General features: G+C 71.2%; 20 protein-coding genes. 7 read left to right on the top strand and 13 right to left on the bottom strand.

Features of this window, described 5'->3' with window-relative positions:
• Window positions 1-34: 34 nt before the first annotated feature.
• Both OG259_RS08835 and OG259_RS08830 read right to left on the bottom strand, forming a co-directional pair.
• Window positions 35-649 (bottom strand): hypothetical protein, encoded by a 615-nt coding sequence (locus OG259_RS08835; protein ID WP_328941748.1) that lies wholly within the window; start codon window positions 647-649, stop codon window positions 35-37.
• Between the two features lie 71 nt (window positions 650-720).
• Window positions 721-1,929 (bottom strand): PucR family transcriptional regulator, encoded by a 1,209-nt coding sequence (locus tag OG259_RS08830; RefSeq protein WP_328941747.1) that lies wholly within the window; start codon window positions 1,927-1,929, stop codon window positions 721-723.
• A gap of 205 nt (window positions 1,930-2,134) precedes the next feature.
• Here OG259_RS08830 and OG259_RS08825 point away from each other — a divergent pair, with 205 nt between their 5' ends.
• The 5 genes from OG259_RS08825 to OG259_RS08805 are packed head-to-tail and all read left to right on the top strand — an operon-like array spanning window position 2,135 to window position 7,151.
• Complete coding sequence (locus OG259_RS08825) at window positions 2,135-2,953, top strand: ABC transporter ATP-binding protein (protein ID WP_328941746.1); 819 nt, start codon at window positions 2,135-2,137, stop codon at window positions 2,951-2,953.
• Window positions 2,950-3,873 carry an ABC transporter ATP-binding protein gene (locus OG259_RS08820; protein WP_328941745.1) on the top strand — a complete coding sequence of 308 codons (924 nt, stop codon included), beginning with the start codon at window positions 2,950-2,952 and terminating at the stop codon, window positions 3,871-3,873. Before OG259_RS08825 ends, OG259_RS08820 begins: the two co-directional genes overlap by 4 nt.
• Window positions 3,870-4,760 carry a branched-chain amino acid ABC transporter permease gene (locus tag OG259_RS08815; protein ID WP_328941744.1) on the top strand — a complete coding sequence of 297 codons (891 nt, stop codon included), beginning with the start codon at window positions 3,870-3,872 and terminating at the stop codon, window positions 4,758-4,760. Before OG259_RS08820 ends, OG259_RS08815 begins: the two co-directional genes overlap by 4 nt.
• Complete coding sequence (locus tag OG259_RS08810) at window positions 4,753-5,889, top strand: branched-chain amino acid ABC transporter permease (RefSeq protein ID WP_443051935.1); 1,137 nt, start codon at window positions 4,753-4,755, stop codon at window positions 5,887-5,889. The genes OG259_RS08815 and OG259_RS08810 overlap by 8 nt, the downstream gene beginning before the upstream one ends.
• A complete protein-coding gene (locus OG259_RS08805) occupies window positions 5,886-7,151 on the top strand; it encodes an ABC transporter substrate-binding protein (protein ID WP_328941743.1) in 1,266 nt (421 codons plus the stop codon). Before OG259_RS08810 ends, OG259_RS08805 begins: the two co-directional genes overlap by 4 nt.
• A gap of 4 nt (window positions 7,152-7,155) precedes the next feature.
• Here the strand turns inward: OG259_RS08805 and OG259_RS08800 are convergent, their stop codons facing one another.
• Window positions 7,156-8,004 carry an NAD-dependent epimerase/dehydratase family protein gene (locus OG259_RS08800; protein ID WP_328941742.1) on the bottom strand — a complete coding sequence of 283 codons (849 nt, stop codon included), beginning with the start codon at window positions 8,002-8,004 and terminating at the stop codon, window positions 7,156-7,158.
• 59 nt (window positions 8,005-8,063) lie between these two features.
• On the opposite strand from OG259_RS08800, the gene OG259_RS08795 reads away from it, so the two are divergent.
• A complete protein-coding gene (locus OG259_RS08795) occupies window positions 8,064-9,065 on the top strand; it encodes a GNAT family N-acetyltransferase (protein WP_328941741.1) in 1,002 nt (333 codons plus the stop codon).
• A gap of 72 nt (window positions 9,066-9,137) precedes the next feature.
• Here OG259_RS08795 and pssA read toward each other — a convergent pair whose 3' ends face one another.
• The 9 genes from pssA to OG259_RS08750 form a co-directional block, all read right to left on the bottom strand.
• The gene (gene pssA, locus OG259_RS08790) at window positions 9,138-10,004 is read right to left on the bottom strand and encodes a CDP-diacylglycerol--serine O-phosphatidyltransferase (RefSeq protein ID WP_328947029.1); all 867 of its coding nucleotides are present in this window, start codon (window positions 10,002-10,004) and stop codon (window positions 9,138-9,140) included.
• A complete protein-coding gene (locus OG259_RS08785) occupies window positions 9,997-10,653 on the bottom strand; it encodes a phosphatidylserine decarboxylase (RefSeq protein ID WP_189834654.1) in 657 nt (218 codons plus the stop codon). Before OG259_RS08785 ends, pssA begins: the two co-directional genes overlap by 8 nt.
• Window positions 10,654-10,822: 169 nt before the next feature.
• Window positions 10,823-12,028 carry an acyl-CoA dehydrogenase family protein gene (locus tag OG259_RS08780; RefSeq protein ID WP_056562931.1) on the bottom strand — a complete coding sequence of 402 codons (1,206 nt, stop codon included), beginning with the start codon at window positions 12,026-12,028 and terminating at the stop codon, window positions 10,823-10,825.
• 2 nt (window positions 12,029-12,030) lie between these two features.
• A complete protein-coding gene (locus OG259_RS08775; RefSeq protein WP_030320137.1) occupies window positions 12,031-12,555 on the bottom strand; it encodes a MaoC family dehydratase in 525 nt (174 codons plus the stop codon).
• Between the two features lie 5 nt (window positions 12,556-12,560).
• On the bottom strand, window positions 12,561-13,526 hold the full coding sequence (locus OG259_RS08770) for an HpcH/HpaI aldolase/citrate lyase family protein (protein ID WP_055640579.1): 966 nt from the start codon (window positions 13,524-13,526) through the stop codon (window positions 12,561-12,563).
• Window positions 13,523-15,544: a protein meaA gene (locus OG259_RS08765; protein ID WP_266898556.1), complete on the bottom strand. Its 2,022-nt coding sequence runs from the start codon at window positions 15,542-15,544 to the stop codon at window positions 13,523-13,525. The genes OG259_RS08770 and OG259_RS08765 overlap by 4 nt, the downstream gene beginning before the upstream one ends.
• A 14-nt stretch (window positions 15,545-15,558) precedes the next feature.
• Window positions 15,559-16,896, bottom strand: a complete 1,338-nt coding sequence (gene ccrA / locus OG259_RS08760; protein WP_328941740.1) for a crotonyl-CoA carboxylase/reductase — start codon at window positions 16,894-16,896, stop codon at window positions 15,559-15,561.
• 386 nt (window positions 16,897-17,282) lie between these two features.
• Window positions 17,283-18,113 (bottom strand): TetR family transcriptional regulator, encoded by an 831-nt coding sequence (locus tag OG259_RS08755; RefSeq protein ID WP_328941739.1) that lies wholly within the window; start codon window positions 18,111-18,113, stop codon window positions 17,283-17,285.
• A gap of 115 nt (window positions 18,114-18,228) precedes the next feature.
• Entirely contained in the window at window positions 18,229-20,010 is a 1,782-nt protein-coding gene (locus OG259_RS08750) for a 3-hydroxyacyl-CoA dehydrogenase family protein (protein ID WP_328941738.1), read from the bottom strand.
• Window positions 20,011-20,310: 300 nt separating this feature from the next.
• Here OG259_RS08750 and OG259_RS08745 point away from each other — a divergent pair, with 300 nt between their 5' ends.
• A complete protein-coding gene (locus OG259_RS08745; protein WP_328941737.1) occupies window positions 20,311-20,913 on the top strand; it encodes a HEAT repeat domain-containing protein in 603 nt (200 codons plus the stop codon).
• Here OG259_RS08745 and OG259_RS08740 read toward each other — a convergent pair.
• Window positions 20,884-21,363: a RidA family protein gene (locus OG259_RS08740; RefSeq protein WP_328941736.1), complete on the bottom strand. Its 480-nt coding sequence runs from the start codon at window positions 21,361-21,363 to the stop codon at window positions 20,884-20,886. The two genes, OG259_RS08745 and OG259_RS08740, sit on opposite strands and share 30 nt — an antisense overlap.
• Between the last annotated feature and the right edge of the window lie 28 nt (window positions 21,364-21,391).

The following is a 21,391-nucleotide window of genomic DNA, read 5'->3' as shown; positions in this document are numbered from 1 at the left end:
GCCCCGGCCGGTGCCTACGGCACGGACAGCTCGCCTACGGCACCGACAGCTCCCGGTCCGGCCTCCCGTCGCGCGCGTCCAGACGCACGGTCGTGACCCCGTCACCGGTCGTGACGACCAGGGCGTCGGACCCCGACCATTCCACCTGCTCCAGTACGCCCTCGGCGGTGTCGCCGTTGAAGAAGCCGACCGGCCAATGGCGCGCCGCGAGCCCCGACCCGTCCACGACCGACACCCGCCACAGCGGGTCGATCATGGCAGCGCCCTCCTCCACCACCAGGTACCGGTCCACGCCCCCGGGCGCCGCCGTCCGGCCCGTCTCCTGCCAGCCCGCGCCGATCATCGGGAAGACGACCGCCCGGAACCACACGACACCGACGACCGCGGCCGCGCACACCGCGAGCACCCGCCTCCGGAGCGCCGGCCGGTCCGAGAGGAGCCGCACCGCCGCGCCGAGCAGCACGACCGTCACCAGGAAACTCGGCCAGCGGTGCTCGAAGGCGGTGACCAGGACGAGCAGCCGGGTCGACTCGGCGAGCTCGGGCCCCACCAGACAGCAGACTCCCGCGGCCACCGCCCCGGCCAACAGCGCCCGCCCGAAGATCCTGCTCCGGGGGCGGTTCGTACGTATGTCCACAGTGATCGTCACGGGCCCATCCTGGCAGGTCCGTTCGGCCACCCGGGGCCGCGCCCGCCGGACGGCGTCGGCGCCCGAAGCCGTCAGACAGCACCCCCCGAGGCCGTCAGCCGGAACGCGTCCAGGGCCAGTGTCATCTCCGTCAGGTCCCGCGGCCGGGACAACGACCGTGCCGTCAGCTGCTCAAGGCGTCGCAAGCGGTTGAACACCGTGTTCCGGTGGCAGTACAGCCGTCCCGCCGCCCGTCCCGCCGACCCCTCGCACTCCAGCCACGCGTCCAGCGTCTCCAGGAGCACCGCCCGGTCCGCCGGGTCCAGTTCGAGCAGGCCCCCCAGGACGTCCGAGACCAGCAGGCTCGCCACCTCCGGCTGGCCCACCACCAGGGCGCCCGCCATCCGCCGGTCGAGCCGTACGATCTCGCGGCTGCCCGGCGGACACGTCCGCAGCGCCAGCTCGGCGAGCCGCCGCGCCCGGCCCAGCTCGGTCAGCCCCACCACCACCGGACTGATCCCGCCGGGGCCAGGGCACCGCCCGTCCAGGAGTTCCGACAGCGCGTCCAGACCGGTGTCCCCGGCCAGCGCCACCACCCCCAGCTCGCAGTCGGCCCCCATCCGCCACAGGAACCGCACCCCCTCGCCCTGCACCTGTCGGTGGAACGGCTCCCGCTCCTCCCGCCGGTCGTAGCGCAGCACCACCACCGCGTACCGCCCCTGCTCCGGCAGGTCCAGGCCCGCCGCCGCCCGCGAGATCAGCTCGGGCGAGCGCTGGCCCTGGAGCAGCGCGTCCAGGAGCGCCTGGAGCTGTTCGTCCGTGCGGCGGCGCAGTTCGAGCTCCGTCGTCCGGTACGCCTCCGACGCCGTGTCCGCCTGCGCGTCCACCGCCGACCACACCGTCGTCGCCGACTGCATCAGCGCCGCGAGCTGCGCCGTGTCCGCCCCCGCGCCCTCGATCAGCGCGTCCCAGACCAGGTGCCCGGCATGCCGGTAGGCGTGCACCACCAGTTCGAGGGGCATGCCCTGCGCGGCCCGCCGCCTGCCCATCTCGTCCGCGTGCTCCAGGTCGCGCCGGGGGGAGTTGCGCGGCGCCGAGATCATCTCGATCCCGATCCGCATCGCCTCCTCGGCCTCCTGCCAGTGCCGGTCGTACGGCAGGATCCGCCCGTAGGCGGGCTCGTACGCGTGGAGTTCCCTCAGATGCTCGTCCACCAGCTCCGGCACCCGCTCCAGAAGCGCCGTGCACGCCAGCGCGAGCACCTTCCAGTCGTCACCGGTCCGCCGTCTGCGCCGTCCCATGCCCGGAGGATCCACCGCCCCGGCCCCCGCCGCACAGCCCTGACGCGCAGCGTTGTGCGCATGCACAGCCCTTCGGCGCGCCCGCTGGTCACCGGCAGCGATTCGGCCGCGGGCCGTGGACGCGCGGTCCGGCGCGGTGTTGGGGTGAGCGCCATCGAACGGCCGAGTAACAAGAAGCGGCCGGGAAACCCGGAAAAGGGGAACCATGGGAGGTACCGCACCCGCCCTCGAGGTGACGGACCTGACGGCGGTATACGGACCGGTACGCGCGTTGCGGCAGGTGTCGCTGACCGTACCGGCGGGCGAGATCGTCACCGTCCTCGGAGGCAACGGAGCCGGCAAGTCGACGCTGCTGCGGGCGGTCTCGCGCACCCTGCGGTTCCACGGCGGCGCCGTGGTCTCCGGCACGGTGCGCCGCGACGGCCGGCCGCTCGACGGGCTGCCGCCCGACCGCGTCGTCGCGGCCGGCGTCTCCCAAGTGCCCGAGGGCCGCCAGGTCTTCGCCCGGATGACGGTCGAGGACAACCTGCGCGCCGGAGCGCTCGGCAGACGCGGCGGCCGGACGGCGAAGGCCGCCGCGCTCCGCCGGGTCCACGAGCTCTTCCCGGTCCTCGCGGAGCGCGCCCGCCAGCCCGCCGGGCTGCTCTCCGGCGGCGAACAGCAGATGCTGGCCGTCGGCCGGGCCCTGATGGCCGGACCGGGCCTGCTCCTGCTCGACGAACCCTCGCTCGGGCTCGCCCCGCTGATGGCGGCCCGGATCGCGGACGCCGTCCGGGAGATCAACGCCCAGGGCACGGCGGTGCTGCTCGTCGAGCAGAACGCGGCGCTCGCGCTGCGGCTCGCCTCCCGCGCGTACGTCCTGGAGGTCGGCGAGGTCACCCTCTCCGGCCCGGCCGACGAACTCGCCGCCTCCGACGAGGTACGCCGCCGCTATCTGGGCGTGGTCGACGAGGACGCCGCCGCCGACGCGGCCCGCGCCCGTGCCACGCACCCGGTCCTGTCCCGCTGGGAGGAAGCCCGATGACAGCACGGCCGACACCGCACCAGCCCCCGGGACCCGATCCGGAGCCCGGACCCGACGGCCCCACGGCCCCCGGCCCCCGAGCAGCGACCACCCCCGGCGCTCCCGTCCCCCCAGCAGCGACCACCCCTGGCGCCCCCGGCCCCGCAGCACCACTCGCTCTCGAAGTCCGCGACCTCACCGTCCGCTTCGCCGGCCTCACCGCCCTCGACAGCGTCGGCTTCACCGTCCGGCCCGGCACCGTGCACGCCCTCATCGGGCCCAACGGCGCCGGGAAGTCCACCTGTTTCAACGTCCTCTCCGGCGTCTACCGCGCCACCGAGGGCTCCGTTCACCTCGGCCCGCACGAGCTGACCGCCCTGCCCCCGCACCGGATCGCGGACCTCGGCGTCGGCCGGATCTTCCAGAACCTGGCCCTGCCGCCCCGCGCCACCGTCGAGGACAGCCTGATGCTCGGCCGCCACCGGTTGACCCGTACCGGCTTCGTCGCCGCCGGACTGCGGCTCCCCTCCGCCGCCCGCGAGGAGGCGCGCCACCGAGCCCGGGTCCGGGAGATCGCCGCCTTCGTCGGCCTGGAGCAGCAGCTCGGGCGGCCGGCGGGCTCCCTCCCGTACGGGCAGCAGAAACTCGCCGAACTGGCCCGCGCCCTCTGCATGGAGCCGAAGCTCCTGCTGCTCGACGAGCCCGTCGCCGGCATGACCGCGGACGAGCGGCGCCGTACCGCCTCGGTCATCGCCGGGGTCCGCGACAGCCTCGGCATCTCGGTGCTCCTCGTCGAGCACGACATGGGCCTGGTGATGCGGCTCGCCGACTCCGTCACCGTCCTCGACTTCGGCCGCCGGATCGCCGACGGGGCACCCGCCGACGTCCAGAACGACCCGGCGGTCGTCCGCGCCTACCTCGGAGAGGAGTCCGCCGCGTGAGCACCTTCGCCGAGTTCCTGATCAACGGCATCTCACTGGGCTCGATCTACGCCCTCATCGCCCTCGGCTTCGTGGTCATCTTCCGGGCCACCGAGGTCGTCAACTTCGCCCACGCCTCCCTCCTGCTGGCCGGCGGATACGTGACCGCCGTCCTCCACGACGAGATCGGCTTCTGGCCCGCCCTGCTCGCCGGCATCGCCGGCGCGGCGGTGGTCGGCGCGGCCGTCGAGTTCCTCGTGATGCGCCGCCACCGGGGCGGCGACCACAGCGTCCTCGCCATCGTCACCATCGGCGTCGACATCCTGCTCGCCACCGAGCTGACCCGCCGGATCGGCACCGACATCCTCGCCCTCGGAGACCCCTGGGGCGACGCCGTCGTCACCGTCGGCGGGGTCACCATCGCGGAGACCCGGATCGCCGCCCTGCTCGCCGCGGCCCTTCTCATCACCGCCTTCCTGCTGGCCTTCCGGTACACCTCCTGGGGCGTCGCCATGCGGGCCGCCGCCGAGAACCAGGAGACCGCCGCCCTCATGGGCATCCGGCTCGGCCGGGTCTCGATCGGCGCCTGGGCGGTCGCCGGCGGTCTCGCCGCCGTCGCCGCGCTCTTCCTGACCGTCTTCCCGACCCCGGGCCTGGAGCGGGCGACCTCGCTCGCCGCGCTCAAGGCCTTCCCCGCCGCCATCCTCGGCGGCCTCGACTCCACCACGGGCGCCCTCGTCGGCGGCCTCCTCGTCGGCGTCACCGAGTCCCTCGCCACCGGCTACCAGAGCGACCTGGCGTTCCTCGGCCGCGGGATCGGCGACCTCGCCCCCTATCTCGTCATGGTCGGGGTGCTCCTGATCCGCCCGGCCGGACTCTTCGGCACGAAGGAGCTCGCCCGTGTCTGAGACCCTCGCCCGGAGCGGCCTGCGGGTCCGCACCCCGGCGCTGTACGGAGGGGTCGCCGCCGGCCTCGTCCTCCTCGTCCTGCCCTTCTACCTCGACCGGTTCTGGCTCCAGGCCGGACTGTTCGCGATGGTCGCCGCCCTCGGCGCGATCGGCATCAACCTGCTGACCGGCGCCACCGGCCAACTCTCCATGGGACACGCCTTCTTCCTCGCCGTCGGCGCCTACGGCTACTGCGCCTTCGCCGGGGACGGCACCGACGGACTCGCCGGGCTCGGCCTGCCCGGCTGGCTCGCCGCCGTCCTCGCGGTCGCCCTCGCGGGCCTGACGGGCGGGGTGTTCAGCCCCATCGCGGGTCGGCTGCGCGGCGCGTACCTCGGCATCGCCACCCTCGCGCTGATCTTCATCGGCCAGCACGTGCTCTTCAACGCCCATGACCTCACCGGCGGGTACAACGGCCGCGCGGTCCCGCCGCTCTCCCTCTTCGGCCTCACCTTCGACGACACCGAACTCCTCGTCGCACAGGTGCCGTTCGGGGCGGTGGAGAAGCTCTGGTACCTCGGACTGGTCCTGCTCCTCGGCGGGGTGCTCTTCGCCCGAGGCGTCCTGAAGGGCCGCCCCGGACGCGCGATGAACGCCATCCGCGACCACCGGATCGCCGCCGGCGTCATGGGCATCCCGGTCGCCCGCTACCGCGCCGCCGTCTTCGTCCTGTCCTCCATGTACGCGGGCCTCGCCGGCGTCCTGCTCGCCCTGGTCTTCCAGCGCACGGTGCCGGAGTACTTCGGCATGGCTCTCTCCCTCGAATACCTGGCGATGATCGTCATCGGCGGCCTCGGCTCGGTCGCGGGCGCGGTGGCCGGAGGAGTCTTCGTCTCCCTCCTGCCCCAGCTCCTCAACCGCTACAGCGACGCGCTCCCGCTGGTCTCCGCCCCGGGAACGGGCGGCATCGCACCGGGGGAGGCCGCGCGCTACCTGTACGGCGCCGCCGTCGTCGCGGTGGTGCTCTTCCTGCCCGGAGGCCTGGCCCGGCTCGCGGCCCGAAGGCCCGGGAAACCCGGAAGCGGCAAGAGCCCCAAGAACCCCACGCACACCCCTACCACCACCGAACCCTCAGGGGAGACACGATGACCCACAGACGACAGGCCGTGCGGGGCCTGGCCGCCGCGCTCGCCGCACTGGTCGCCCTCACCGCCGCCGGATGCAGCTCCAAGGCGAAGACCGGCGACGGCAAGCAGACCGGCGCGGGCGGGGTGAAGACCGGCGAGGGCGTCACCGACAAGACGATCTCGCTCGGCGCGCTCACCGACATGACCGGCGTGTACGCCACCCTCGGAAAGAGCGTCACCCAGGCCCAGCAGCTGTACGTGAAGCAGGTCAACGCCGCCGGCGGGATCTGCGGCCGACAGCTGGAGCTGACCGTCCGCGACCACGGCTACGACCCGCAGAAGGCCCTCGCCGCCTACACCGAACTGGAGCCGAAGGTCGTCGGCTACGCCCAGTTCATCGGCTCCCCGTTCGTCGCCGCCGTCAAGCCCCGGGTGGACGTCAAGGACAAGGGCCTCGTCCTCCCGCAGGCCTGGTCGGCCTCGCTGCTGGGCTCCCCGTACATCCGCGTCCTGGGCGCCACGTACGACGTCGAGACCATCAACGCCGTCGACTTCCTGCTCAAGGAGAAGGGCCTGAAGTCGGGCGACAAGCTCGGCCACGTCTACTTCGAGGGCGACTACGGCGAGAACGCCCTCAAGGGCTCGAAGTACGCGGCGGAGAAGGCGGGCCTGACCGTCGTCGAGCAGAAGATCAAGCCCACCGACAACGACATGTCGGCGCAGGTCGCGGCGCTCAAGCAGGCCGGGGTCAAGGGCATCGTCATCAGCGCGGGCCCCCGCCAGGCCGCCTCCCTCGTCGGGGTCGCCGCCGCCACCGGCCTCAAGGTGCCCGTCATCGGCAACAACTCTGCCTTCGCCCCGCAGCTCCTCGGCACCCAGGCCGGTCCCGCCCTGGAGAAGATGTACTGGTTCGCCTCCCCGAGCCTCCCCATCGGCGCGGACACCCCGACCGCGAAGAAGCTCGTCGCCGACTACAAGGCCGCCTACCCGAGCGACTCCCTCGACAACGGCATCGTCGCCGGCTGGACCGCGGCGAGCGTCTTCGGCGAGGCCCTGAAGAAGGCCTGCGAGAGCAAGGACCTCACCCGTGACGGTGTCGACAAGGCGCTCCTGACGCTGACGTCCTACGACGCCGGCTTCGGGATGAGCCACGACCTCGGCGACCCCAAGGCCCCGTCGTCCCGGGAGTCCGTCATCATCCAGCCGGACAAGAAGGTCCCCGGCGGCATGCGCACCGTCCGTCAGCCCTTCGTCGCCGACGCCGCGAAGTCCTACACCCCGTAACGGGTCAGCCGGGGCGGCCCGGGTCCCGGTCCGCGAAGCCCGTCCGCCAGGACGGGTGGGCCGGGGCCCACCCCAGGGCACGGGCCCGCGCGTTCACCGCGCCCCGCGCCCACGGCACCCGGCCCTCGCTCCGCGCCGGGGCCGGGACGCCCAGGGCCTCCGCGAGGACCGGCAGCCAGGTGTGCCCGGACGCGGGCTCGTCGTCCACCACGTTGTACGCGCCCGAGGGCCACGCGAGGGCCCGTACGGCCGCCTCGGCGGCGTCGGCCACGTGCACGAAGGAGCTCACCCCGTCGTCGGCCGCCGTGCTTCCGAGGAACCGGGCCGCCGGATCCCCGGCGAGCGCGGCGGCCACGGCGCCGCCCGGCGCGTACCAGGTGCCGGGGCCGTACAGGATCCCGTACCGCAGGACGACCGCCTCGGGGAGCTCGGCCACGGCGGACTCCAGGGCCCGCACCCCGGCGACGATGCGCGACCGGGGCACCTCCTCCGTCGGATCGAGCGGTACGGACTCGTCGGCGGGCGCGTCCCCGGGGGCGTACGCCCAGCTGATCGACTGCGCGACGATCCGGCCGACGCCGGCCGCGCGCGCCGCGTCCACCAGGTTCCGGGTGCCCTCGACCCGTACGCGGTTGTTCGCGGAGCCGTCCGCCGCCCCGAGATCCGTGAGCTGGTGGACCACCGCGTCCGGCGCGGCCTCGGCCACCGTCCGGTGCACCGCCCCGGCGTCCAGCACGTCCACGGGGTTCGGCCCGCGCCGTGACAGACCCACGACCTCGTGGCCGGCCGCCTCCAGGCGCGGCACGAGCTGACGACCGACGGCGCCCGTGGCGCCCGCTACAAGTACACGCATGGGCCCCAGCGTAAAAGATCTTCACGTTCCCGAAACATCGCGGTGTGAAGCTCGGGCCCATGACTGCACGCATCGAGGAGAACCGCTCCCACCCACGCCTCCCTGACCTGCTGGCCGCCTACCACCTGGTCAACCAGGCCGAGAAGGGGACGGCGGTGGAGCAGGTCGCCCAGCTCCCCGCCGTATACCGCGCCGAGGTCGAGGACCCGGCCGGCGCGTTCGCCGCCGACACGGTCCTGCTCGCCACCCCGCCCGGCGACGACCTGCCGGCCGGCTGCGTCGTCCTCAAGGCCCCGCACGGGGGCCGGGCGCCCGAGATCAAGCGGCTCTGGGTGGCGCCCGAGGCCCGCCGCAAGGGGATCGCGAAGGCCCTCATGACCGCGGCCCTGCGCCGCGCAGCGGTCTCCGGCGCCGCCGCCGTACGCCTCACCGTCTGGAACTGGCGGGAGGAGCCACTGGCCCTCTACCGCGCCCTGGGCTTCGAGACGGTCGACTCCTGGGACGAGCGGCCCGACCTGCTGTGCCTGGAGAAGCCGGTCGACGTCATCGAGCGCCTCACCCCCGACGCCGTACGGGCGCACGCCGCCGCCGGTCTCGCCGCGCTCCTCGTCGACGCCGTGGACTCCGGCGCCTCCGTCGGCTTCCTGGCGCCCCTCGCGGCCCCCGAGGCGGCCGCCTGGTGGGCGCGCGTCGCCGAGGAGGCGGCCGAGGGCGCCCGGGACGTCTGGGCGGCCCACGGCCCCGACGGGACCCTCACCGGCGTCGTCACCCTCGTCCGAGGCGGCACGGCCAACGGCAGGCACCGCGGCGAGATCGCCCGGCTCCTGGTGCACCGCGCGGCCCGCGGCGGAGGCCTCGGACACCGGCTGCTCGCCACGGCCGAGGCCCACGCCGCCGCCACCGGCCTCACCCTGCTCGTCCTGGACACCCAGACCGACAGCCCGGCCGAGCGCCTCTACCGGGGCGCGGGCTGGACGGCCGCGGGCACGATCCCGGACTTCGCCGCCGACCCGGCCGGCGTCCTGCGCGCGACCACGCTCTACTACAAGCGACTGGGGTAGCCCCGGGCACACGGAAGGGCCCCGGAGGCGAATCGCCTCCGGGGCCCTTCCGTACATCGGTCGTTCTCTCGCCTACGGCAGCTGTGCCGCCCGCGCCTCCCGGCTCTCACGCCGGTTGCCGCGGAAGGTGTTCACCCGGCGGGCCGTCGCGAAGAGGGGGATCACGGCGCCCATCACGACCTGGAGCGCACACCCGGTCTGGAGCAGGAACTGTCCGCCCGGAGCGTCGAACGCCCAGGCCGCCAGCATGCCCATCGCACCGACGATCCAGCTGAGCATCGCCACCGCGAGGATGCCCCGCGGCTTGGGGTACTCGACCCGGCTCACCATCAGCCAGGCGACACCGATGATCGCGAGCAGCGTCGGGATGAACGGCAGCTCCAGGAGCACGATCGAGACCACCGTCAGCGCGCCGAAGGGGCTCGGCATGCCCTGGAACATGCCGTCCTTCATGGTCACGCAGGAGAATCTCGCCAGCCGCAGCACCACGGCGAGCAGCACCACGATCGCGGCCACCGCCGAGACCTTCTGCTGCGCGCCGGGCGTGACCATGCCGTACACGAGTACGAAGTAGGCCGGTGCCAGACCGAAGCTGATCAGGTCCGAGAGGTTGTCGAGCTCGGCGCCCATCGGCGACGAGCGGAGCTTGCGCGCCACGATGCCGTCGAACAGGTCGAAGATCGCCGCGGCCAGCATGAGGATCACGGCGGTGGCGGCGCTGTTGCGCGCCATGCCGGTCTCCGTGCTGCCCGTGAGGTGCGGGATGAGGATGCCCGTGGTGGTGAAGTACACCGCCATGAATCCACACGTGGCGTTACCGAGCGTGAGGGCGTCCGCTATGGACAGCCTCAGCGACAGCGGCATCTCCTCGGCCTCTTCGGCCGCTTCCGCATCGGTGCCGGCGACCCAGTCGGCGGCCCGTGTGTCGGGATCAATCACGGTCAATGCGAGTCACCCCCGCTGTGGTGGCCTGGCCGACCTCGACGGCGACCTCGACACCCTCGGGGAGGTAGATGTCGACGCGCGAGCCGAAGCGGATCAGACCGATGCGGTCACCCTGTTCGACCTTGGTCCCCTGCGGGATGTACGGCACGATGCGGCGGGCCACGGCCCCCGCGATCTGCACCATCTCGATGTCGCCGAGCTCGGTGTCGAAGTGCCAGACAACGCGCTCGTTGTTCTCGCTCTCCTTGTTGAACGCCGGGACGAACCCACCGGGAACGTGCTCCACGGACGTCACGGTGCCGGCCAGCGGCGCGCGGTTGACGTGGACGTTCAGCGGGCTCATGAAGATGGCGACCCGGGTCCGTCCGTCCTTCCACGGCATGATGCTCTGCACCACACCGTCGGCGGGGGAGATGACCCGGCCCTGAGCGATCTCACGCTCGGGGTCGCGGAAGAACCACAGCATGCCGGCCGCGAGCGCGGTGACCGGCACGGCGATGGCCGCGGCACGCTTCGACTTGCGCGCGCGCACGAGGCTGAGCGCCGCGGTGGCGACGGTCGGCAGGAGCCACGGCGATGCTCCGCGCGCGAGGCGTACGCCCGTGAGGCTGTCGCGGTGTGCAGAGGTTTGGCTGTGGGGCATGGATGACCTTCGTAGCGGATGATGCCGCACTGGCAACGGGGGACGGCGGCTTTCCCTCGATGCTATCGGTTGCGGGGCGCAACTGGGTAAGCCAGGAACCGAGTCGACGGCCGGAAGACGAACACAGGGTGTGATCTTCTTCGCGGCCGAAACGACTCAAAACCGACAATCAACCCTGGAATCGGTACTCCTCGAGCAGCCGACGACCAATGATCATTTTCTGGATCTCGGCGGTACCTTCACCGATGAGCAGCATCGGCGCCTCGCGGTAGAGGCGCTCGATCTCGTACTCCTTGGAGAACCCGTAGCCGCCGTGAATGCGGAAGGCATCCTCGACGACCTCCTTGCAGTATTCGGAGGCGAGGTACTTCGCCATCCCTGCTTCGAGGTCGTTTCGTTCCCCGGAGTCCTTTTTGCGTGCTGCATTCACCATCATCGCATGAGCGGCCTCGACCTTGGTAGCCATCTCGGCGAGCTTGAACTGAATCGCCTGGTGCTGGGCGATCGCCTTGCCGAAAGTGTGACGTTGCTGGGCATACGAGACACCGAGCTCGAAAGCACGCTGAGCGACACCGCAGCCACGGGCCGCCACGTTGACGCGGCCGACCTCGACGCCGTCCATCATTTGGTAAAACCCTCGGCCGGTGACCCCGCCGAGGACCCGATTGGCCGGAATGCGCAGTCCGTCCATGATGAGTTCGGTCGTGTCGACGCCCTTGTAACCCATCTTGTCGATCTTCCCGGGGATGGTGAGGCCGGGGCGGACCTCTCCGAAGCCGGGCTCCTTCTCGACGAGGAAGGTCGTCATCGACTTGTGGGGGGCGGTGCCCTCCGGGTGGCCTTCGTCACTTCGGACGAGAACGGCCACCAGCGACGACGTGCCGCCGTTCGTCAGCCACATCTTCTGGCCGTTCAGGACGTACTCCTCGCCGTCCTTCACCGCCTTCGAGGTGATGGCCGACACGTCCGAGCCGAGGGCCGGCTCCGACATCGAGAACGCGCCACGCGTCTCGCCGGCCGCCATCCGCGGAAGGAAGTAGTCCTTCTGCTCCTGGGTGCCGTGCTGCTTCAGCATGTACGCCACGATGAAGTGCGTGTTGATGATGCCGGAGACCGACATCCAGCCACGCGCGATCTCCTCCACGCACAGCGCGTAGGTGAGGAGCGACTCACCCAGACCCCCGTACTCCTCGGGAATCATCAGACCGAACAGACCGAGCTCCTTGAGCCCGTCGACGATCTGCTGGGGGTACTCGTCGCGGTGCTCCAGCTCGGTGGCGACCGGGATGATCTCCTTGTCGACGAACTCCCGGACGGTCTTGAGGATCTCCTGCTGGACGTCCGTGAGCCCGGCGGTCTGGGCGAGTCGGGCCATGGCTACTTCTCCGTCTTCTTGGCGGGCTCGATCAGCTCGGGGCGGCCGGGCTGCTCGCCGCCGCGCTCCTTGATGTACGTCTCGGTGGGGACCATCACCTTGCGGCGGAAGACACACACGAGGGTGCCGTCCTGCTTGTAGCCCTTGGTCTCGACGTAGACGATGCCGCGGTCGTTCTTCGACTTCGACGGGGTCTTGTCGAGGACCGTGGTCTCACCGTAGATCGTGTCGCCGTGGAAGGTCGGCGCCACGTGCCGCAGCGACTCGATCTCCAGGTTGGCGATGGCCTTGCCGGAGACGTCCGGCACGGACATGCCGAGCAGCAGCGAGTAGATGTAGTTGCCGACGACGACGTTCTTGCCGAAGTCCGTCGTGTTCTCGGCGTAATTCACATCCATGTGCAGCGGATGGTGGTTCATCGTCAGCAGACAGAAGAGATGGTCGTCGTACTCGGTGACCGTCTTTCCGGGCCAGTGCTTGTAGACGGCGCCGACTTCGAACTCTTCGTAGGTGCGACCGAACTGCATCGGACTCAGGCCTCCGGGATCTCGAACTTGCTGGTGCGCTGCATACCGGCGGCGCGGCCCTTGCCGGAGATGACCAGGGCCATCTTGCGGGAGGCCTCGTCGATCATCTCGTCGCCGAGCATCGCGGAGCCCTTCTTCCCGCCGGCCTCGGACGTGTAGTAGTCGTACGCGTCCAGGATCAGCTCGGCGTGGTCGAAGTCCTCCTGCGAGGGCGAGAAGATCTCGTTCGCGGCGGCGACCTGGTCCGGGTGCAGCACCCACTTGCCGTCGAAGCCCAGGGCGGCGGCGCGCTGCGCGACGGCCTTGTAGCCCTCCGGGTTGCGGATCTGGAGGTAGGGGCCGTCGATCGCCTGGAGGTTGTTGGCGCGGGCGGCCATCAGGATGCTCATCAGGATGTGGTGGTACGCGTCCGCCGGGTAGCCGGGCGGCTGCTCGCCCACGACCAGCGACTTCATGTTGATGGAGGCCATGAAGTCGGCCGGGCCGAAGATGATCGTCTCGACGCGCTGGGAGGCCTGCGCGATCGCGTTGACGTTGGTGAGGCCCTGGGCGTTCTCGATCTGCGCCTCGATGCCGATCTTGCCGACCTCGAAGCCCATCGTCTTCTCGATCTGGGTCAGCAGGAGGTCGAGCGCCACGATCTGCTGGGCGTCCTGGACCTTCGGCAGCATGATGCAGTCGAGGTTCTGGCCGGCGCCCTCGACGACGGTGACGACGTCACGGTACGTCCAGTGGGTCGTCCAGTCGTTGACGCGGACGACACGGGTCTTGCCGGTCCAGTCGCCCTCGTTCAGGAACTTCACGATGGTGTGCCGGGCCTCGGGCTTGGCCAGCGGGGCGCACGCGTCCTCCAGGTCCAGGAAGACCTGGTCGGCCGCGAGGCCCTGGGCCTTCTCCAGGAAGCGCGGGTTGGAACCGGGGACCGCCAGGCAGGAGCGGCGGGGGCGGAGTCGGTTCACGGGGCTGGTCATGCGGGGACCTCCGTACTTTCAAGGGGGTGGAGCTTGTTCGCTGTCCGGATCTCGTCGACGATACGTCCGATGATCTCCGTGATACCGAAGTCCTTCGGTGTGAAGACGGCGGCCACACCCGCACGCTTCAGTTCTGCGGCGTCGGCGTTCGGGATGATCCCGCCGACGATGACCGGCACGTCGGTCGCGCCCGCCTCGCGGAGGCGGTCGAGGACGTCCGGGACCAGCTCGGAGTGCGAGCCGGAGAGGATCGACAGACCCACGCAGTGCACGTCCTCGGCGAGGGCGGCGCTCACGATCTGCTCGGGCGTCAGCCGGATGCCCTGGTAGACCACCTCGAAACCGGCGTCACGCGCGCGTACGGCGATCTGCTCGGCCCCGTTGGAGTGCCCGTCCAGGCCCGGCTTGCCGACGAGCAGCCGCAGCCGCCCGACGCCCATCTCCTCGGCGGTCCGCGCCACCTTGTCCCGTACCAGGGCCAGCGGCGTGCCCGCCTCGGCCGTCACCGCGACCGGGGCCGAGGACACGCCCGTCGGGGCGCGGAACTCGCCGAAGACGTCCCGCAGCGCCCAGGACCACTCCCCGGTCGTGACGCCCGCACGCGCGCACTCCAGGGTGGCGGCGAAGAGGTTGCCGTCACCGGCAGCCGTCGCCTTCAGCGTCGCCAGGGATTCCTGGGCGCGGGTCTCGTCGCGGTTGTCGCGCCACTCGTGGAGGGCCGCGACGACCCGCGCCTCGTTCGCCGGGTCCACCGTCATGATCGCGGTGTCCAGGTCGGCGGTGAGGGGGTTCTCCTCGGTCGCCTGGAAGATGTTGACGCCGATGATCTTCTCGTCGCCGGCCTCGATCCGGGCGCGCCGCTCGGCGTGCGAGGAGACGAGCTGCGACTTGAGGTAGCCGGACTCGACGGCGGCCATCGCGCCGCCCATCTCCTGGATCCGCTCGATCTCGGCCAGGCACTCCTCGACGAGCGAGTCGACCTTGGCCTCGATGACGTGCGAGCCGGCGAAGATGTCCTCGTACTCCAGGAGGTCGGACTCGTGGGCGAGGACCTGCTGGATGCGGAGCGACCACTGCTGGTCCCACGGCCGCGGCAGTCCGAGCGCCTCGTTCCAGGCGGGCAGCTGCACGGCACGCGCGCGGGCGTCCTTGGAGAGGGTGACGGCCAGCATCTCCAGGACGATCCGCTGGACGTTGTTCTCCGGCTGGGCCTCGGTCAGACCGAGCGAGTTGACCTGCACGCCGTAGCGGAACCGGCGCTGCTTCTCGTTCTCGATGCCGTACCGCTCGCGGGTGACCTTGTCCCAGATGCGGCCGAAGGCGCGCATCTTGCACATCTCCTCGATGAAGCGGACGCCCGCGTTCACGAAGAAGGAGATACGGGCGACGACCTCGCCGAAGCGGTCCGCCGGGACCTGGCCGGAGTCGCGTACCGCGTCGAGCACCGCGATCGCGGTGGACATCGCGTACGAGATCTCCTGGACCGGAGTGGCCCCCGCCTCCTGCAGGTGGTAGCTGCAGATGTTGATCGGGTTCCACTTCGGGATGCTGTTCACCGTGTAGGTGATCATGTCCGTCGTGAGGCGGAGGGAGGGGCCGGGCGGGAAGACGTGCGTCCCGCGCGACAGGTACTCCTTCACGATGTCGTTCTGGGTGGTGCCCTGGAGCCGGGTGACGTCCGCGCCCTGCTCCTCGGCCACCACCTGGTAGAGCGCCAGGAGCCACATCGCCGTGGCGTTGATGGTCATCGAGGTGTTCATCTGGTCCAGGGGGATGTCCTGGAACAGCCGCCGCATGTCACCGAGGTGCGAGACGGGGACGCCGACCCGGCCGACCTCGCCGCGGGCGAGGATGTGGTCGGGGTCGTAGCCCGTCTGCGTCGGCAGGTCGAACGCGACCGAGAGGCCGGTCTGACCCTTGGCGAGGTTGCGCCGGTACAGCTCGTTGGACGCCTCGGCGGTCGAGTGACCGGCGTACGTCCGCATGAGCCACGGCCGGTCCTTCTGGCGCTCAGTCATCTATGGTCCCGGGCTCAGATGTTGCGGAAGCGGTTGATGGCGTCGATGTGCTGGGCGCGCATCTCCGGGTTGCGGACTCCCAGGCCCTCCTGGGGCGCGAGCGCGAGGACGCCGACCTTGCCCTGGTGCAGGTTGCGGTGGACGTCGTAGGCGGCCTGGCCGGTCTCCTCCAGGGAGTACACCTTGGAGAGCGTCGGGTGGATCTTGCCCTTGGCGATCAGGCGGTTGGCCTCCCACGCCTCGCGGTAGTTGGCGAAGTGCGAGCCGATGATGCGCTTGAGCGACATCCACAGGTAGCGGTTGTCGTACTCGTGCATGTAGCCCGAGGTGGAGGCACAGGTGGTGATGGTGCCGCCCTTGCGGGTGACGTAGACGCTGGCGCCGAAGGTCTCGCGGCCCGGGTGCTCGAAGACGATGTCGATGTCCTCGCCGCCGGTGAGCTCGCGGATGCGCTTGCCGAAGCGCTTCCACTCCTTCGGGTCCTGGGTGTGCTCGTCCTTCCAGAACTTGTAGCCCTCGGCGTTGCGGTCGATGACCGCCTCGGCGCCCATCGCCCGGCAGATGTCGGCCTTCTCGGGGGAGGAGACGACACAGATCGGGTTGGCGCCGCCGGCCAGGGCGAACTGCGTGGCGTACGAGCCGAGGCCGCCGCTGGCGCCCCAGATGAGGACGTTGTCGCCCTGCTTCATGCCGGCGCCGTTGCGGGAGACCAGCTGGCGGTACGCGGTGGAGTTGACGAGACCGGGGGAGGCCGCCTCCTCCCAGCTCAGGTGGTCGGGCTTCGGCATCAGCTGGTTCGACTTGACCAGCGCGATCTCCGCCAGGCCGCCGAAGTTGGTCTCGAAGCCCCAGATGCGCTGCTCGGGGTCGAGCATCGTGTCGTTGTGGCCGTCCGAGGACTCCAGCTCGACCGAGAGGCAGTGCGCGACGACCTCGTCACCGGGCTTCCACGAGTTCACGCCCGGGCCGGTGCGGAGCACGACGCCCGCGAGGTCGGAGCCGATGACGTGGTACGGCAGGTCGTGGCGCTTGCTGAGGTCGCTGAGCCGGCCGTAGCGCTCCAGGAAGCCGAAGGTGGAGACCGGCTCGAAGATCGAGGTCCAGACCGAGTTGTAGTTCACGGAGCTGGCCATGACGGCGACGAGGGCCTCGCCCGGGCCGAGCTCGGGCACCGGCACGTTGTCGAGGTGCAGCGACTTGCGCGGGTCCTTGTCGCGGCTGGCGAGCCCGGCGAACATCTCCGCCTCGTCCTTGTGGACGGTGATGGCGCGGTACGACTCGGGGAGCGGGATGTTCGCGAAGTCGGCGGACGTGGAGTCCGAGGACTGGATCGCGTCCAGGATGTCCTTCACGGGGTTGCCTCCGGCGGTGCGGCGTCCTGAGGGGAGGACGCGCTGAGAGTTACGTCTGGGGCTGCTGCTGTGGAGGTGTGCCGTCGGTTCGGCGGGGTGGTGCGGGCCGCGCCTGGTGGGCGCTGAGGGTGCCTGTGACGCAGGCGTCCGGGCGCACGATCACGATCGCTTGTGGGGACAGCCGGCGCACGAGGAGACCTCTGCGCGCCGGCCGCCCGGACACCATCAACGTATGGCACGGCGTGTCACGTGACAAGGCACTGCGTGCCAACAATTTCACTCAGATGCAATCTGCCGGTCACAGATGAGCGATGATCGATCGAACCGCAGGTCAAAACGGGCGAAGGCCGCCCCCGGAGGGGCGGCCTTCGTCGTGGGAAGGGGGGTCAGCTCTTCGTCAGCGCCTGCTGGATCGTGCGCATGACCTCGTCGAGCGGTGCGTCCGTACGGGCCACGGCGACCACCACGTCACCGGTGGTGGAGGCACGGACGGACGGAGCCGGCTCGGCGGTGCCCGGGGCGGACGAGGAAGGGGCCGGGCGGCCCGCGCCTATGCCCGAGCCGAAGGTCTCCCGGACGATCGCGAAGGCGTGGTCCAGCTGGGACTCCACGTCGCCCTGGCCCCCCGCCCGCAGCCAGCGGCGCAGGACGTGGTTGTGGGCCGTGACGACCGCCGAGGCCGCCACCTCGGCGAGCAGCGGGTCGTCGTTGCCGTCGTGGTGGTCGCGCTCGTCGAAGTGCCCGAGGAGATAGCGGGTGAACAGCCGCTCGTAGCGGGCCACCGAGGCGATCTCCCGCTCCCGCAGGGTCGGCACCTCACGCGTGAGCCGGTAGCGCTCCACGGAGACCGCAGGGGACCCCGCGTACATCTTCATGACTTCCTTGATGCCCCGGCACACCGTGTCGAGCGGGTGCTCGTGCGGCGGGGCCGCGTTCAGCACCGCCTCCGCCCGCACCAGGGTGTCGTCGTGATCGGGGAAGATCGCCTCTTCCTTCGAGCGGAAGTGACGGAAGAAGGTCCGCCGCGCGACCCCCGCCGTGGCCGCGATCTCGTCGACCGTCGTGGCCTCGTACCCCTTGGTCGCGAACAGCTCCATCGCGGCCGTGGCGAGCTCCCGGCGCATCTTGAGCCGCTGGGCGGCGGCGCGAGTACCCGCCGCGCTCTCCGGAGCGTCGGACGGGGACGTGGCACGGGGTGTCTTCGCGGCCTTGGGCATGGTCCGAACGTACTGCATCGGAGGGGGAGTGTGCCCAGGTGGGGGCGGGGAGCCCTCCCGGGCACCGACGGTGCCCGGGAGGCTCAGCAGACCGCCCCAGCCGGCCGCTCCCGGCTCAGCGTCGGGCATATTCGCGGAAGCCGCGCCCCGTCTTGCGGCCCAGGCAGCCCGCCGCCACCAGGTGCTCCAGGAGCGGGGCCGGGGCGAGGCCCGGGTCGCGGAACTCGCGGTGCAGCACCTGCTCGATCGCCAGCGAGACGTCCAGACCGACCACGTCGAGCAGTTCGAACGGGCCCATCGGGTACCCGCCGCCCAGCTTCATCGCGGCGTCGATGTCGTCCAGCGTCGCGTAGTGCTCCTGGACCATCTTGATCGCGTTGTTCAGGTACGGGAAGAGCAGCGCGTTCACGATGAACCCGGCCCGGTCGCCGCAGTCCACCGGGTGCTTGCGGATCTTCGTGGTGACCTCGCGGACGGTGGCGTGGACGTCGTCGCCGGTCAGCACCGTACGGACGATCTCGACCAGCTTCATCGCCGGAGCCGGGTTGAAGAAGTGCATCCCGATGACGTCCTGCGGGCGCGAGGTGGCGCGGGCACAGGCCACGACCGGCAGCGAGGAGGTCGTGGTGGCCAGCACCGCGCCCGGCTTGCAGATCTTGTCGAGCCGCGCGAACAGCTCCTGCTTGATCGCCAGGTCCTCGGCGACCGCCTCAAGGGCCAGGTCGACGTCGGCGAAGGCGTCGAGCGTGCCCGCCGCGGTGATCAGGGCCAGCGTCGTGTCACGGGCCTCGCCCGTCATCCGGCCCTTGTCGACCGAGCGGGCCAGCGACTTGGCGATCCGGGCCTTCGCCGTGTCCGCCTTCTCCTGGGAACGGGCGGCGAGGACGACCTGGTACCCGGCCTTGGCGAAGACCTCGGCGATGCCGGAGGCCATCGTGCCCGAGCCGGCGACGCCGACCGAGCGGATCTCGCGGCCGCCGGCGGCGTCCGCGGAGCCGAGCGGGGTGAGCGCGTCCCGCACGACCTCGCCGGAGCCCGGCGCCTCGTACGTGTAGAAACCGCGGCCCGACTTGCGGCCGGTCAGACCCGCCTCGCTGAGCTGCTTGAGGATCGGGGCCGGGGCGTGCAGCCGGTCGTGGGAGTCCGCGTACATGGCCTCCAGGACCGTACGGGCCGTGTCGACGCCGATCAGGTCGAGCAGCGCGAGCGGGCCCATCGGAAGACCGCAGCCCAGCTTCATCGCCGCGTCGATGTCCTCGCGGGAGGCGTACTTCGCCTCGTACATGGCGGCGGCCTGGTTCAGGTAGCCGAAGAGCAGTCCGTCCGCGATGAACCCGGCCCGGTCGCCGACCGCCACCGGCTCCTTGCCGAGGTCCAGGGCGAGCCGGGTGACGGCGTCGACGGCCCGCGGGTCGGTCAGCACGGAGGAGACCACCTCGACCAGCTTCATGGCCTGGACCGGGGTGAAGAAGTGCAGGCCGAGGACGCGCTCGGGGTGCGCCGAGTCGGCGGCGAGCCGGGTGACGGAGAGCGCGTTCGTGCCGGTGGCGATGATGGTGCCGGGCCGGACGATGCCGTCGAGGGCCCGGAAGACCTCCTGCTTCGCCTCGTACGACTCGGGCACGACCTCGATCACGAGATCGGCCTCGGCGGCCGCGTGGAGGTCGGAGAAGGTACGGAAGCGGGCCAGGACGTCCTGCCGCTCCTCCTCGGTGATCCGCTCACGGGCCACCGCACGGGCGGTGGAGGCCTCCAGGGCGGCGACGGCCTGGGCGGCGGCGGTGTCGCTGATGTCGATGCCGATGACCTCGCGGCCGGCCCGGGCGAGGACATCGGCGATACCGGTGCCCATGGTGCCGAGACCGACGACGGCGATGGTGGAGAGAGGGGTGTCCATCAGGGGACTCCTGAGAGGAAGAGTGACGACTGAGGGCAGTGCGCGCACGAAAGGCGCGGGAATGAATGAGGGCGCTGCCCGGAGAAAGGGCTATGCCCTGAGAGAAAGGGAGACGGACTCTGTCCCGGAGTCACGTCGAAACTGCCGAACCGACCGACACCCACAACGGCTGCGTCACCAGGCCGTTGTGAGAAGCGCGGGGGGTGCCCCGCTCACCTGAGACTAACCGGCCGGTAACGAGCGCGCCAGTCCCGGGAAGTTGAGGAAAATGTGATCTGGATCGCGGATAGGCTCGGATTCATGGAATACGCCGAGGATCCGGAATTCTGCTCGATGATCGATCGATTGCGGGACGAGATCGAGAATGACACCGGAACCGTCCCGGCGGCATTCGGACATCTCGCGGAAACCACCGATCCCGAGGAACTGCACCACGTCCTCACGGCACCCGGACAGCCCCTCTGGGCCCGCGAGATCGCCGCCTACGCCCTCGGCGTCGCGGGCGACCCGCGCGCCTTCGAGGCCCTCGTGCTCCTCCTCAACCACCGCGACCCGGAGCGCTGCGTCACCGCCGCCCACGCCCTGACCCGGCTCGGCGACCCCCGTACCGCCCGCGCGGCCGCCGCCCTCGCCACCAACGAACTCCGCGTCGCCTACGCCCTGCTGCCGATCCGGCTGCTCGCCGCCCTCCGCGCCCCCGAGTCCGTACCCGCCCTGATCACCGTCCTCGAACGGCGGCTGCCCGCCGACGACCCGCACTGGCGGGTCGGCCTCGCCTGCGTCGAGGGCCTCGGCACCCTCGGTGATCCGCGGGCGCGCCCCGCCCTGGAGGCAGCGCTCCCGCACCCCCGGCTCGGCGCCGAGGCCGAACGGTCACTGGGCCGACTCGACACCGCCCACTGACCGAAGACGCGGGCGGGAGACATCGGCCGTACCGGACTCCTCCTCCGCCCGCGTCGGAACCAGCGCGAACGCCTCGATCTCCACGAGCAGTTCCGGGCGGACGAGCGCCGACACCTGGACCGCCGAGCTCGCCGGCAGCGGCGCCCCCGCGAAATGGGCGTCCCTGGCCTCTCGTACGGCCGGGAGATGGGCGACGTCCGTGACGAAGTACGTCAGTTTCACCACGTCCTGGAACCCGGCGCCCGCCGCGGCGAGGCAGCGGTCCAGGTTCGCGAAGACCTGATGGGCCTGGGCCACCGCGTCACCCTCCCCGACCACCGCGCCCGAGGCGTCGAACGCGCACTGGCCGGATATCGCCACGAAGCGGCCCGTCCCCCACACGACATGGCTGTACTGGGGGCTGGCGGCGATGCCGTCGGGAGCGGGGACGTGGGTCAGGTGGCTCGTCATGTCCCACATCCTCGCGCACGGCACCGAC

The organism is Streptomyces sp. NBC_00250 (assembly GCF_036192275.1).
In the GTDB taxonomy this organism is placed as follows: domain Bacteria; phylum Actinomycetota; class Actinomycetes; order Streptomycetales; family Streptomycetaceae; genus Streptomyces.
Note: the sequence above shows the minus strand (reverse complement) of the source record. Positions and strands in the feature narration are given on the sequence as shown.